This window comes from Pelagicoccus sp. SDUM812003 (assembly GCF_031127815.1).
Taxonomy (GTDB): domain Bacteria; phylum Verrucomicrobiota; class Verrucomicrobiia; order Opitutales; family Opitutaceae; genus Pelagicoccus.
The window spans coordinates 127,040-141,131 of sequence record NZ_JARXHY010000014.1 but is presented as its reverse complement, the minus strand read 5'-3'; the positions used below and the strand labels follow the sequence as shown (position 1 = coordinate 141,131).

Genomic DNA, 14,092 nt, shown 5'->3' with positions numbered 1-14,092 from the left:
GATCGATTTTGTGTCCCGTTTGTTTTGGAATTGATAAAGGCGTTTTCTACGAGTTAATAAGTAGGTGTAACTACCATTCCGTATGCCCCGTAATTTCGTCTCCCTTCTCATACTGTCTACGTTGTGTTTCGTAACCTGCGCCTGGGGGCAAATTGAGATGCAAGTCGATCACAAGGGGGAATTCCGTCGTGTGATTGGAATACGCTCAGACACCTTGATTGTCGAAGACTCCAAAGGAAGGGCAAAAAAGTCGGAGCATGAACGTACCCGTTTTGTAGCTGCTGAGTCCTACGCGGAGGGATTTGTGGATGTCGATTTCGGTGAAGCTAGAGATCCTCGCGTGCTCAAAAACAATAAAATGAAAGCGGGGAAAAACAGCTTTGAGATGACGATCTCTCTGACTGCGGATCGCAACGTTAGTAACTGTTTTTTCCTCCTTTTGTTTCAGTCCAATGATGCCTTGGCGACCTACTATGATTCGGTGGGAAGCTTGAGAGCTGGGAAGAAGAGGAAGATAGCGATAAAAATGCCTGCCCAGGTCGACGCGATTGGGAGCCTTCATATCTTCGAGCGTGGTCGAGAGTTGAGGACGGGTGACTCGATTGCCGGTCGAAGTCTGGAGGAGGAATACGAGACTTTGCTGGATCGGTCTTCAGGCGTTCCAGCTGTAGCCTTGTTTCAACGTGTTAACCATTACCCCCATGTCGTTTCGCCGAACGGCAAGCTCGTGGCTACCTATCGAGATGATAAAACGCATCATCGCCTCGTCGTCTTTGACGTAGAGTCGCTGAGTATCCTGCAAAGTGTTGAGGTCGGGGAGTACGATGAAGCAGTGTCTGACCTGGAGTGGTTGAGCGATGAGGTTTTGCTGTTCATAGCAGATCGCGAGCTGAACTCATTGCACGCGTTTTCCGGCAAGGTCGAATTGCTGGAAGGGCGTGAGACCTTGAGAATCCTAAGAGTGCTTCCGGATAGCACCCATGCGGTCACGTATTCGCATACGACAAAAGCAATTGGCCGTGGTAAACATTTCGCCACCGTCGACTGCGTAAAAGGTAAGCGGGTGTTATTAGAAATCGGCGAGTTATGGGACGCTTGCTACTTGGATGCCAATGGCCGGCTTAGATTGAAACAGCAGTATAGCGATGGCCAACTTGAGTTTCGGTACAGGGACGGTGATTCGAAACGATGGCGAGATCTGGAACATCAAAACAATGAGCTTGAGATCCAGTTTACTCGTTCTGGAAAAGATGAGGTCGACCACTCAGTCTATGTTGAAGGTTTTGGTGGCGATGAAAACACGTTGATAGTCTCTGCTCACCGTGGAGGTGATAAGTATTCGCTTTGTCGGTACAATATCGAATCAGGGAAAGTCGAAGAGGTTCTTTGGCAGGATGACGAATATGATGTTGGGGGCGACTATCCGGCGGTGGACCTGTTTCGAAACCGGAACTACGAGGTGATCGGAATAGGGTATTGGAAAGATCGATACAAAGTAGTTTGGTTTGACCCGAGGTTCGAGGCGGCTCAGCGGCAGGTCGAGAGCGCCTTGCCCCATTTGCAACATAAACCGATATCTTGGGATCTTGAGGGGAAAGCCATCGTTTTCAGGAGCTTCGGTGACCAATCGCCTGGCGAGTATTACCTCTACAGTGAGGCAGCTAAATCGCTTCGAAACTTATATACGACAAACTTGGCTATATTGGACCAGAACTTAGCGACAACTCGTCCTATTCATGTCGAAGCTAGAGATGGTCAGAGCATTCTCTGCTATTTGACGACTCCCCCAGATTGGGATGGAACGCCATTGCCTTTAATAGCGAGTATTCACGGAGGGCCTACTAGTCGCGACTTGTTGACCTATTCTCCTATCACCCAATTTTATGCGACGAGGGGGTTTGCGATATTGGAGGTGAACTATCGTGGGTCTGCTGGATTCGGAAGAGCGTTTAAACTCGATGGGATTGTCGGAAATCTGGATACGACTCCGATCGACGATATCGCGGATGCTGTGAACTGGGCAATCGAGAATGGGATCGCCCAAAAAGCAAGGGTAGCGATAGTCGGCGGAAGTTGGGGAGGCTATTCCGTCTACATGAGCATGGTACGTTACCCTGAACTATATCGATGTGGTGTGGCCACAGCGGCCCCCAGCCATATGAAAGCGATGCTGCGAAACGATCTGTACGTTCACAACCGGTTCAAGTATCACTTCTGGAAGGAAATACTCGAGAGTCGTGTCGATTCAGCTTACATCGAGCGGGTGTCTCCCGTTAATTATGTGGATGCATTCCAGCGACCCATTTTGATTATCCAGGGAGAACGAGACAGGCGTGTGGATATCGATCAAGCTCGTATCATGTCAAAAGCGATGGAGAAAGCAGGGAAGGAATATGCGTTGATTTTGTACCCGGAAGATGGGCACGGTCATGACGCATTTGGCTGGAACCATTCCTTAAACGAGACCGAAGCTTTCATTCTGACCCATATGGGGCTCTAGGTTAATAGCTCGGCTAGTTTCCGAAAGGGAAGGGCAGCAGTCTCGAAAGGAGCAGCAGTTCGAGTAGTCCGATCAGCGAAATCACGCTCACTGAAAGGGTCCAGGTCTTGAGGGTTTCGGCTTCGGTGAAGCCGGTCATCTTGCAGACGATCCAGAAGCCGCTGTCGTTCATCCATGAGCCGAACATGGCTCCGAACGCGATCGCTGCGAAGAGATAGAAGGGATCGAATCCCAGGGTGACGCTGCTCGCGGAGAGAGTGGCGACGATGCCAGCCATGATTCCGGAAGTGGTGATCATCGATGTGGTGGAAGATCCCTGAGCCACCTTCATGACGGCCGCCACGATCCACGCGAGCACGACGTAGGAAACGTCGCTTCCCTCCGTCATAGCGATTATGGTGTCTCCAATCCCTGATTGTCTAATCATGCCGCCAAAAGCCCCGCCCGCAGCGGTGATGAGGATAATCGTGCCCGCCGTTGCGAGCGGCTCCTCCAGTCGCTTCCAAAGCTCTGTCTTGTTGAGCTTTTCCTGACGGGCTAGCAGGTAGATCGCTATTATGGCCCCGAGAAACATGGCGACATGCTTGTATCCAAAAACCTCGATGACCGAGTACAGCGAGCCGAGCGCTTCGGGATTCGAGAACTCCGTGACGAATGAAGCGAGCGAGATGAGGAAAACTGGAAGAAGTACCGGGAGATTGGATACGAATATGCCGGGCAGCTGGTCGTCTGTTTTGTTCACGATCGCCTCCAGATCCTTGATCCTGACCAAACCGCCGTCGCGCAAGGGCAGGTCGAGTCGCTTGTCGAGCCAGACGCCAAGGCGCATGCCGGCGAGGGCGGGCAAAATGCCGAGGGCGAGGCCTCCGATGATGCTGAATCCGAGATTGATCTGCAGCGCTTCCACGACGATCAGCGGTCCCGGCGTAGGCGGTACGAGACTATGTGTAATGGCGGCTCCGATACAGATCGCTACGATGAACTGCACGTAGCGTTTGCCGAGTCGAAATGCCAGGGCTTGGGCCAGCGGCACCATCAAGTAGAAGACTGTGTCGAAGAATACGGGAATCGAAAGCAGGAAGGCGGAGATCAGCATGGCGACGCCCGCCCGTTTCTCTCCAAATACCTTGATCATGCTTCGCACGATTCGATCCGCCGCTCCGCTTTCCATTAAGCAGAGTCCGATGATCGCTGCGAGCGCGATGATCCAAGCGATGCCACCCGCGGTGGATCCAAATTGCAGCATGGTATCCCTGATTGCCGTGACGACTGCATTGCCTTCGCTGGCTCCAGCGAGGTTGCTTAGCGTGCCCACGAGGGCGGCCGCTAGGATCAGGGCGATAAACGGATGGATGCGAAGAGCGGCTATCGAAATGACCACAAAAGCGATACCAGCGCATAGGTTGATCAAAGGGCTCAGGTCGACGGCGCCAGATGCGAGCACGAGGAAGTCAGGGGACATGGGCGATTGGGATACGTTGCGGGGCTAGGCGAGTGAAATGGCGAAAGAGCGATTTCGAAGGCCAGTCTGTCGTCCGTCTTCGGGCTCGCAACCCTTTGCTAGGTCAACGTCTGGCTCGGACCTTGCTTTCAAACGAGTTAACGACGAATCCGTTTTCAGTTGGACTCTTGACTCGCTGGTCCTCTTAAAACGAAGACAACTCTCGTCCGTGCTCGGTCGCGGGCCAATCCCATTTCAAATCAACTCAGTATCATGAAAAGCAACGCGCTCGTCGCAGGTGTTATCATCGCTCTTCTCAACGGGCTCGCTCTGGCCCCCGCTGTTTCCCAGTACGCGACCTACTGCGTAGCGGGTTCCTTGGCGTTCGCTCTCTGGCTGGTGCTGAAAAGCGCTCTCGCTCCCAACGCGCCGCAGCGGACCCCTCGAGAGGTGGACGCGCCTGCGCCTCCTGCTCCACCTCCGCCTGCTCCTACGAAGAATGTGGCCGAAGCGGAAGTGCTCGCCGTCATCGGGGCTCTGCAGAGCAAAGGTCGACTGGTCGACTTCCTCATGGACGACATCAGCAAGTACAGCGACGCCCAGGTCGGGGCGGCGGCGCGCGTAGTTCATCAAGGCTGTCGGGCCGCCTTCGACGAGATGTTCATCGTGGAGCCGGTCAGTTCCGAGAAGGAAGGCTCCACCATCACCGTGCCGGCGGACGCCGGCGAGGCGTATCGCGTGACAGGTTCGGTTTCGGGCGACGGTCCGCGCAAGGGCAAGCTGGTGCACAAGGGCTGGAAGGCCCGTTCGGTCAACCTGCCGCGAGTGATCAAGGTCGACGGCCCATCGCGCGCGCCCATCGCTCCCGCCCAGGTGGAAGTGAAATAGGGGCCCTTTTGCGATTTGGCTCCGACTGTCGTGTTTCGGTTCGTTGCAGAAAGAGCGAGTCCGGAGGTCCGCTCCACCCTTGGCGTTAGCGGAAGCGCATTTTGAAGTAATTTCAGTAGGCAACACACTACCTCGGTTTTTCACATGGATAAGAAATTTGTCATCGGCATCGATCTTGGCACCAGCAACAGCGCGGTGAGCTTGTGCGATTTGGAATCCGGCGAAAGTCGCGTAGTAAACGTCACGCAGATTCTCGCACCCAATCAAGTCGGCGAGCGCCCCTCTCTACCTTCCGCGCTTTATTTGCCTGAAGCTGGCGAGTTTTCGGAGGAATCGCTCCGCTTGCCTTGGAGCGAGGGCGAGATTCGGCAGATCGTCGGTTCGTTCGCTCGCGAGCATGGGGCCCAGGTTCCGGATCGCTTGGTCACCTCCGCCAAGTCCTGGCTTTCGAACCCGCACATCGATCCGCAGTCCGCAGTGCTGCCGTGGAATTCCGAATCGGTGGAGGCGAAGGTATCGGCCGTCGAGGCCTCCCGTCGCTATCTCCAGCACCTGAAGGCAGGCGTCCTGCACGCCGAGCAGCTGGAAGGCCGCCAATGGAACTGGGATGACGGGCAAATCGTGATCACGGTCCCGGCTTCCTTCGACGAAGTGGCCCGCAAGCTTACCGCAGACGCCGCCGCGGCGGCAGGCTTTCCGGAACCGGTATTGCTCGAAGAACCGCAGGCCGCCTTTTACGCCTGGACCGAGCAAGCGGGGGCCGACTGGCGCAAACAGGTGCAAGCGGGCGATGTGATTCTGGTCTGCGACGTGGGCGGCGGCACGGCCGACTTCAGTCTTATCGCGGTGAGCGAGGAAGACGGCAACCTCGCGGTGGAGCGTGTCAGTGTGGGCGAACACATCTTGCTCGGCGGCGACAATATGGACCTCGCTCTGGCTTACACCCTGCAAGCTCAGCTGGAGGATGGAGGCTCCGAGATCGACGACTGGCAATTCCTCGCTTTGGTACACGCGGCCAGCCAAGCGAAGGCCAAGCTTTTCGAGGACCTCTCGCTCCACGAACTGCCGATTTCCGTGCCTTCGCGAGGGTCGAGTCTCTTCGCTGGGACGGTCTCGACTACACTGAGCCGCGAGACTCTGGAGGCAGTGGTCATCGACGGCTTCTTCGCCATGACCGCCGAGGATGACATGCCGGTGGAAGAGGGCGGTGCGGCGCTGCAGGAATTCGGCCTCCCGTACGCTTCCGACGCGGTCGTGAGCAAACATCTAGCCCGATTCCTTGCTCGCAGCCTGCAAAACGTGAAAACCAGCGAAGCCCTATCAGCGCTCATCGGCGACTCGGTCGACGCTCTCGATGGCTCCCTTTTGAAGCCCACCGCGGTTCTTTTCAACGGCGGCGTGTTCAAGGCCGACGCCATTCGAGCCCGCGTGCTGGACCTGCTGGCCAGCTGGTGCGGGACGGCTCCGCGAGAGCTGCAGGGCTTTCAGCCAGATCTGGCGGTGGCCAAGGGAGCGGCGTGCTACGGACGAAATCGCGTCAGCGGTCAGGGGATTCGCATCCGAGCGGGCACGGCGCGATCCTACTACGTGGGGCTGGAATCCTCGCGTCCTGCGGTGCCCGGCTTCAAGCCGCCGGTGAAGGCGGTCTGCGTGGTGCCGCAAGGCATGGAGGAGGGGAGCTCGCATATGCTGGAAGGTCGCCGATTCGGACTGGTGACCGGCAAGGCGGCAGTTTTCCGTTTCTTCTCATCGGAGATTCGCAGCGGCGATGAACCGGGGGATGTGGTGAGCAACGCGGAAAGGAACCTGGAGGAGACCAGCAAGCTGGAAATCACCTTGCCGCCCATGGAAGCCTTTCCCGACGGGCAGCCGATACCGGTTTTTCTCAACTCGGTGGTGACTGAGCTGGGCAACTTGGAACTCTGGATGCAGCACGCCGACTCCGATCGCCGTTGGAAGGTGGAGTTCCAGGTGCGCATGGAGTGATCATATGCCTGCTCAGGACACGAAAATCACGAAGCGATTGAAAGGGAGATTTGGCCACGAAAAAGCACGGAGAACGAACCTCCGGATGACCTGCCTTGTTAGGCAGGCTAGCAGTGCAGAATTCTTTGTGGCCTAAACGGTTTAGCGGAATGAGTTCTCGTTATAGCATCGGCATCGACCTCGGTACTACCAACTGCGCCCTCGCTTACGTGGCGTTGGGCGAGGAGGGCGCGGTGTCGCAAGTCCTGCCGATCGAGCAGCGCGAGGAGCTCAATACGCTGGTTTCACGTTCGACCTTGCCGTCGTTTCTGGTTCGGGTGGCCGGCGAAGCCGGGCCTGCTCGCTGGGAGCTTGGCCTCTTCGCTCGCAACCGGTTCTACGACAGTCCGCGACTGGTCGCCCACTCCGCGAAATCGTGGCTCTGCCAGCACGCGGTTCGCCCCGACGCGAAGATACTTCCGTGGAAGTCTCCCATCGTGCCCGACGCCGAGAAGCTGTCACCGCTGGAGGCGTCGTCCCGTCTGTTGGCGTTTTTGAAGGACGCGTGGGAAGGCCGTTTCGGCTCGGACGCGCCGTTTGACGAGCAACAGATCACCATCACCGTGCCAGCTTCCTTCGATGTCGCGTCGCAAGCGGCGACCTTGGAAGCGGCGAAGCTGGCGGGGTTTGCGGAGGGAACTCGCCTGCTGGAGGAGCCGCAGGCGGCGTTTTACCGACACCTCGAATCGGTCGGCGAGGGCGGATCGGTTCTCGGCGAGGGAGAGTGCGTCCTGGTGGTGGACGTGGGCGGCGGCACGTCGGATTTCAGCCTCTTTCGCGTCGGCGAACTGTCGTCGGAAACCGGACGCCGCCAAATCGAGCGCGTCGCGGTGAGCGAACACCTGCTGCTCGGCGGCGACAATATCGATCTGGCGCTAGCTCACGCTTTGGAAACCGAACTGTCGCCAAACGGCGAGGAACTGAGCTCCGACCAATGGTCCTATTTGATCAGCCGAGCTCGCGACTTGAAGGAGCGCTGCTTTTCCTCGCAGGACAGTGACGACGAGTCGTTGACCGTTTCCTTGCCCAGTCGAGGTTCCGGGTTGTTCGCGGGCAGTCTGACCACGGTGGTTTCCGCTAGCGACGTGCGCAAACTCCTCCTGGAGGGCTTTTATCCGCTCTGCTCCGCCGATTCCCGGGCGGACCGCTCTTCGAGCGGCCTGCTGGAGTGGGGACTGCCCTACGCGGCCGACTGCGCGGTGACGCGGCATCTGGCGGAGTTCCTGCAAGGGCGACCTCGCGTGGATCAGGTGCTCTTCAACGGGGGCAGCTTGATGGCGCCTGTGGTCAGGAAGCGGTTGCTGGAAAGCTTCGCCCGGTGGTACGACGGGGCGGCGCCAAGAGAGCTCGGCAACGCGGAAAGGGATTTGGCGGTGGCCCGCGGCGCCGCGAGCTACGGGGCTCTGCTGGCTAAAGGGAGGCGTCGGATTTCGGCCCGAACCCCTCGAGCGGTTTACCTGGAAATCGGTTCTTCGACGGATCAGGAGCGAAGCTTGCTGTGCGTTTTACCCAAAGGGACTGCGGTCGGGGCGAGCGTCGAAGTGGAGTTGCAAGGCCTGCGTCTTCGCACCAACCGACGCGCGAGCTTCTCCGCCTTTCAGGGCGCCGAGCGAAAAGAGGATTCCTCTGGGGCCGTGGTGCGGTACGAAAAGGGGGGATTCCATTCCTTGCCCGTCCTGCAAGCCAAGATCGAGGCGCCTGAAGCGCCTGATGAGCAGTGGGTAGCGGTTTCGCTGCGATCGCAGGTGAACGAGCTGGGGGTGCTTACCATTTCCTGCGAATCGAAGGAGGAGTCCTGTCCGGGCGGCTGGCCGTTGTCCTTCAATTTGCGTTCCGAGGCCGATCGGAGCGAGCCGGCTCCGGCGATGGGGCCTGAGATTTTGAGCGTTTCCGATCGAATCGAAAAAGGGATCCGGGCCTTGGAGGGCAAACTCAAGCAAGGACGGGGCGGGGCGATCAAGGCGTCGCAGGTATATAAGGAGGTGGAGCGGGCTCTTGGGGCTCCTAAACACGAGTGGAATCTGCCGACGGCCCGTCGCTTGTTCGCAGTTTTGGAAGACGCGGATGGACTCGGACACCGCAGCGAGGCCTACCTCGAGACGTGGCTGCAGTTGGCTGGATACTTGTTGCGGCCGGGGTTTGGATTTGCGGAGGACGAGCAGCGGGTCTTGCGTCTTTCGCGATGGGGCTCGGAAAGCGCCGTGTCCTCCGCTCGGGTGGAGGTGCAGCGTCTCATCATGCTGAGGCGGGTGGTTGCCGGCCTGGAGGAGGCGGAGCAAAGCCGTGTGTTCGATACCGAGCTCGCTGCATTGCGATCGAGTCCCCGGGCTTCGGCGGAACGAATTCGCCTTCTGGGCTGCCTGGAAAAGGTGGATCTCGAGCGCAAGCAGCTGCTCTTTCGCGACCTCGAGCAGCGGTTGCGCGAGGCGTTGGCAGAGGACCAGCATGTGGAAGCGGTCTTGGGCGGCTTGGGACCGCTGCTCAGTCGCGCGCCCTTCCGGGCCGGGCCGGATCGAGTCATGCCGCCGAAGCGAGTGGAGGAGCTCTACGACTTGCTCAAACGATTCGATTGGCAGGATAGTCGTTTCGCTCAGGCGCTGCCGCTGTTTCTGTCCGCCGCTCGCAAGGTTGACGAGCGGGCTCTGGACCTGTCGAAAGGCGCCAGCCGAAAAATCGTTTCCAAGCTCGAAAAGAGCGGGGTCGGACCCGGGCGTTTGCAGGCGCTGCGGGAGTACGTTCCCATCTCGCGCGGAGATCAAGCGGCTAGCTTTGGCGAAGCCCTGCCAGTCGGGCTGGTATTGGACTGACGGAGCTCTGGACCTAGGCTTTTCGATCAGCAGGCCTGCCGAGGTTACGTATTCGCGCTAATTTCTGCGTTTCGGGCACTATTGTGCTTGATGTTGCCCGTGGGGCGCATCAAACAACTCGCCCTTTATTTTTTCGGCTCCATAGGAGACTCCCCCAGAGTTTTCCGCCCAAAGCGATCTGGAAAGAAGCAGATTCGGCCCGTTGAGGACGAGTTCTGCTTTTTGATCTTTTTTCGGCAGAAAATTCTTGCCGAACCACCTTCAAACGATACGTTCACGCTCTTTTCTCAAAATTTCTCACCATGCCTACTATTAATCAGCTAGTTCGAAAGGGACGCAAAGTGATCAAGGCCAAGTCCAAGTCACGTGCCCTTGAAGCAAACCCGTTTCGTCGTGGCGTGTGTGTACAGGTCATGACCCGTACGCCTAAGAAGCCGAATTCCGCTATTCGTAAAGTGGCAAAGGTGCGTCTGACCAACGGATACGAAGTCATCGCTTATATTCCGGACGAAGGTCACAACCTTCAGGAGCACAGCATCGTACTCGTTCGCGGTGGTCGTGTTAAGGACCTTCCTGGTGTTCGCTACCACATCGTTCGTGGTACGCTCGACGCTCAGGGTGTTGATAAGCGTCGTCGCAGCCGCTCCAAGTACGGAGTGAAGCGCCCCAAGGAAAAGAAATAAGGAGTTTTAGATCATGTCTCGTCGCAGAAGAGCTAATAAAAGACCAGCCAAGCCGGACGCTCGTTACGGCAGCACCCTCGTGGGTCGCCTCGTTAACACCGTCATGCGCGATGGTAAGAAGACGGTCGCGGAGCGCATCGTATACTCGGCTTTCGAAAAGGTTTCCGAAAAGCTCGGCAAGGGCGATCCTATCGATCTCCTTCTCGGTGCCTTGGAAAACGCCCGTCCTCGCCTCGAGGTCAAGAGCCGCCGCGTCGGTGGCGCCACCTATCAGGTGCCGGTCGAAATTTCCTACGATCGCCAGGAATCGCTCGCGTTTCGCTGGATCGTGAACGCAGCCAATTCCCGCCGCGGTCTTCCTATGAAGGACGCGCTGGCTTCCGAAATCGTCGATGCCTACAACAATACCGGCTCGGTCGTGAAGAAGAAGGAAGATACCCACAAGATGGCTCAATCCAACCGCGCTTTCGCGCACCTACGCTGGTAGTTTCCGCTCCCGGCCTACTGTTTTGTTCTTTGTAAATGTCAGTCTCCCTCACAGAGCATTCGCCACGAAACGGCGCCGACAGACCGGTGCCGATGGAGTGGATGCGTAACATCGGTATTGCAGCGCATATCGATGCCGGGAAGACCACGACTACGGAACGAATCCTCTATTACACGGGCGTTGTTCATAAAATCGGTGAAGTCCACGACGGCAACGCGGTCACGGACTTCATGGAGCAGGAGCGCGAGCGCGGGATCACTATCACCTCCGCCGCCATTTCCTGTCATTGGAAAGCCCGCTTTGGCCCCCTTGAGAACGTTGATCACCTGATCAACATCATAGACACCCCGGGGCATGTCGATTTCACCGCTGAGGTAGAGCGCTCGCTGCGCGTTCTCGACGGAGCGGTGGCTGTTTTCTGCGCCGTCGCAGGCGTGCAGCCTCAGTCCGAAACGGTCTGGCGTCAGGCGGACAAGTACAAGGTGCCGCGCATCGCGTTCATCAACAAGATGGACCGCATCGGCGCCAACTTCATGGGCGCGGTCGAGGACATGCGCAAGAAGCTCGGAGCCAACGCTCATCCGCTTTTCCTGAACATTGGGGCGGAAGAGGGCTTCTCCGGACTCGTCGACCTGGTGCGCAACAAGGCGTTTCGCTTCGACGAATCGGACCCCATGGGCGTGAACACCATCGATATCGATATTCCCGCCGACATGGCTGAGGAAGTCGCCGCCGCTCGCGAGTCGCTCATCGAGGCGGTAGCCGAACATGACGACGAACTGGCCGAAGCTTACTTGGGCGGAGAGGAGATCACTGTCGAGAAGCTGGTGCTGGCCATCCGCAAGGCGACGATCGCTCTTAAGTTCGTTGGTGTCATTCCTGGATCCGCTTTCAAGAACAAGGGCGTGCAGAGCGTGCTCGACGCGGTGGTCAACTACCTTCCGAGCCCGCTAGACATGCCGCCGATGGTTGGCCATGCCGACGACGAAAGCCTGGTCGACATCGAAGCCGATGACGCCGGCAAATCCAGCGCCTTGGCCTTCAAGCTTTGGAGCGATCCCTACGTCGGAAAACTGGTATTCATCAGAGTATACAGCGGTACCATCAAAAAGGGCGACGTTCTCTACAACCCGCGTACCCGCAAGAGCGAGCGCGTGAGTCGCATTCTGCAAATGAAAGCCGACACGCGCGAGGACCTCGAGGTGGTTCGCTCTGGCGATATCTGCGCTTTGGTTGGTATCAAGAATGTGGCGACGGGCGATACTTTGGCCGACAAGTCATACGATGTAGCCCTCGAACCTCCCACGTTCCCCGAGCCGGTCATCTCCATGTCCATCGAGCCGAAGACCAAGGCCGACCAGGAGAAGATGTCGCTCGGTCTCGGTCGCCTCTCCGAGGAGGATCCGACGTTCGTGGTGAAGACCAACGAGGAGACGGGCCAGACGATCATTTCCGGTATGGGCGAACTGCACCTGGAAATCATTCGCGATCGTCTGTTCCGCGAGTTCAAGGTCGGCGCCAACTCTGGCAAGCCGCAGATCGCGTACCGCGAAACCATCACCAAGAAGGCTCCGGGCGAGGGCAAGTTCATCCGCCAGTCCGGCGGCAAGGGCCAGTACGGTCATGCCGTTATCGAAATCGAGCCGCAGGAAGCAGGGAAGGGCATCGAGGTCGTCAACGAGATCGTGGGCGGCTCCATTCCCAAGGAATTCATCAAGCCCACCATGGATGGCATCAAGGAAGCCTGCCGCAACGGCGTGGTGGCCAGCTATCCTGTCGTTGACATCAAAGTACGCATTCTCGACGGCTCCTTTCACGAAGTGGACTCCTCCGAGGCCGCTTTCAAGATGGCGGGCATTTTCGCCCTCAAGGACGCTTTGCAAAAAGCGGGAGCAGTCCTGCTCGAGCCCATCATGAAGGTGGAAGTCTCCACTCCAGACGAATTTCAAGGCGACGTCATCGGCGACCTCAATCGCCGTCGCGGCCATATCCAGAATATGGAAGCGAAAGGTGACCTCGCGATCATATCCGCCAGCGTGCCGCTCGAAACCATGTTCGGCTACGCGACGGATGTACGCTCCCTCTCCAAGGGCCGTGCAAGTTACACAATGGAGCCGTCTCACTTCGAGCAGGTTCCAGCAAACGTCCTCCAAACCATTGTGAACCAAGGCTTGCTTTACTAGGCCGCAACTTTCTACCGAACGAACATGACTGGACAAAAAATCCGCATCAGACTTCAAGGTTTCGACTATCGAGTGATCGATCAGTCCGCGTCAGAAATCGTGGATACCGCAAAGCGCTCCGGCGCTCGCGTATCGGGCCCCGTGCCGCTTCCGACGCGAATCGAGAAGGTTTCCGTTAACCGCTCCCCTCACGTGGACAAGAAGTCCATGGAGCAATTCGAAATCCGCACGCACAAGCGCTTGCTGGATATTATCGAGCCAACTGCTCAAACAGTTGACGAACTGAAGAAGCTCAACCTTCCTTCCGGCGTCGACATCACCATCAACGTTTAAGAGAGCGACACCTAACAGACAGAATTTCGCCTGACCACGAAGGTCGGGCGCTAATGTGGGTCTAATAAAAACGAAGGCAGCCGCCTTCACCTACCTCTTAGAACTATGAACTATACGCTATTAGGCAAAAAGCTGGGCATGACCCAGGTTTATGGCAGCGACAACGAGGTTGTTCCTGTCACCGTGCTGCAGGCTGGTCCCTGCCCGGTTCTCCAAGTCAAGACAGTCGAATCCGACGGATACAATGCCATCCAGATCGGTTTCGGCGCCAAGAAGGACAAGAACGCCAGCAAGGCGGCTCTTGGCCATGCTAAGAAAGCTGGCGTCGCCAACGCTCCCCGCATCATTCGCGAGGTGCGCAGCGCAGACGCTATCGAAGCGAACCCAGGCAACGTGCTCGACGTGAGCAAGTTCGAAGTCGGCAAGAAGGTCGACGTGATCGGCGCCACCAAGGGTAAGGGCTTCGCCGGTGTTATGAAGCGTTTCAACACCAAGGGCGGTCCCGCTTCTCACGGCTCCATGTTCCACCGCCGCATCGGTTCTATCGGTCTCTGCCAATGGCCAGGACACGTTTTCAAGAACCAGAAGATGCCAGGTCACATGGGCGCCAAGCAACGCACTATTCAAAATCTCGAAATCGTTCAGATCGACGCCGAGAAGAACCTCATTTTGGTCAAGGGCAGCGTGCCGGGCGCCAATGGCGACACCGTCATGATCCGCTCCGCGATCAAGGCCAAGAAATAAG

At 57.6% G+C, this 14,092-nt stretch carries 10 protein-coding genes; 9 read left to right on the top strand and 1 reads right to left on the bottom strand.

Features of this window, described 5'->3' with window-relative positions; translation table 11 throughout:
- Positions 1 to 82: 82 nt before the first annotated feature.
- On the top strand, positions 83 to 2,500 hold the full coding sequence (locus QEH54_RS17715) for a prolyl oligopeptidase family serine peptidase (protein WP_309020037.1): 2,418 nt from the start codon (positions 83 to 85) through the stop codon (positions 2,498 to 2,500).
- A gap of 13 nt (positions 2,501 to 2,513) precedes the next feature.
- On the opposite strand, the gene QEH54_RS17710 is transcribed toward QEH54_RS17715, so the two are convergent.
- The gene (locus QEH54_RS17710) at positions 2,514 to 3,962 is read right to left on the bottom strand and encodes an SLC13 family permease (RefSeq protein ID WP_309020036.1); all 1,449 of its coding nucleotides are present in this window, start codon (positions 3,960 to 3,962) and stop codon (positions 2,514 to 2,516) included.
- A gap of 252 nt (positions 3,963 to 4,214) precedes the next feature.
- Here QEH54_RS17710 and QEH54_RS17705 point away from each other — a divergent pair, with 252 nt between their 5' ends.
- From QEH54_RS17705 to rplC, 8 genes are all read left to right on the top strand, one after another.
- On the top strand, positions 4,215 to 4,829 hold the full coding sequence (locus QEH54_RS17705; RefSeq protein ID WP_309020035.1) for a DUF2760 domain-containing protein: 615 nt from the start codon (positions 4,215 to 4,217) through the stop codon (positions 4,827 to 4,829).
- A 144-nt stretch (positions 4,830 to 4,973) separates the two neighbouring features.
- Positions 4,974 to 6,815, top strand: a complete 1,842-nt coding sequence (locus QEH54_RS17700) for an Hsp70 family protein (protein ID WP_309020034.1) — start codon at positions 4,974 to 4,976, stop codon at positions 6,813 to 6,815.
- Positions 6,816 to 6,964: 149 nt separating this feature from the next.
- Positions 6,965 to 9,661, top strand: coding sequence for an Hsp70 family protein (locus QEH54_RS17695; RefSeq protein WP_309020033.1), 2,697 nt, complete (start codon positions 6,965 to 6,967; stop codon positions 9,659 to 9,661).
- A gap of 302 nt (positions 9,662 to 9,963) precedes the next feature.
- Positions 9,964 to 10,344: a 30S ribosomal protein S12 gene (gene rpsL / locus QEH54_RS17690; RefSeq protein WP_309020032.1), complete on the top strand. Its 381-nt coding sequence runs from the start codon at positions 9,964 to 9,966 to the stop codon at positions 10,342 to 10,344.
- 13 nt (positions 10,345 to 10,357) lie between these two features.
- Positions 10,358 to 10,831 (top strand): 30S ribosomal protein S7, encoded by a 474-nt coding sequence (gene rpsG / locus QEH54_RS17685; protein WP_309020031.1) that lies wholly within the window; start codon positions 10,358 to 10,360, stop codon positions 10,829 to 10,831.
- Between the two features lie 92 nt (positions 10,832 to 10,923).
- Positions 10,924 to 13,014, top strand: coding sequence for an elongation factor G (gene fusA / locus QEH54_RS17680; protein ID WP_309020064.1), 2,091 nt, complete (start codon positions 10,924 to 10,926; stop codon positions 13,012 to 13,014).
- 24 nt (positions 13,015 to 13,038) lie between these two features.
- Positions 13,039 to 13,347 carry a 30S ribosomal protein S10 gene (gene rpsJ, locus QEH54_RS17675; protein WP_309020030.1) on the top strand — a complete coding sequence of 103 codons (309 nt, stop codon included), beginning with the start codon at positions 13,039 to 13,041 and terminating at the stop codon, positions 13,345 to 13,347.
- 105 nt (positions 13,348 to 13,452) lie between these two features.
- Entirely contained in the window at positions 13,453 to 14,091 is a 639-nt protein-coding gene (gene rplC / locus QEH54_RS17670) for a 50S ribosomal protein L3 (protein ID WP_309020029.1), read from the top strand.
- Position 14,092: the final 1 nt, after the last annotated feature.